Annotated in this window: 1 protein-coding gene; it reads right to left on the reverse strand. The window is 57.1% G+C overall.

The window, feature by feature from the left end; translation table 11 throughout:
- Nucleotides 1-35: 35 nt before the first annotated feature.
- On the reverse strand, nt 36-254 hold a 219-nt coding region (locus tag SM753_RS20930; protein ID WP_323192970.1), incomplete at its 5' end, for a hypothetical protein.

A 254-nucleotide genomic window follows, 5' to 3' on the forward strand; every position in this document is an offset into this window, starting at 1 on the left:
GTTCCGGTACTTCCCGTACAGCAGGTCGGTCGCTTTCACCGCGAGTCACCTCCGGTCGAACGGTCCAAGGTACCGGCACGCTCGCCGGACACGATCGCCCGATCGACCGAGCCCTCGCCCCGGAGGACACCGCGCGACGAGAGTTCGACCGAAACGGAACCCGGATCGCACACCAATTGCGGATTGAATTGGGTGAACATGGTATTTCGTACAAGGTAAAAACACATACCAGATATTAATAAACGAATCGGTTG

Source organism: Halostella sp. PRR32 (genome assembly GCF_034808085.1).
GTDB lineage: Archaea > Halobacteriota > Halobacteria > Halobacteriales > Natronoarchaeaceae > Halostella > Halostella pelagica.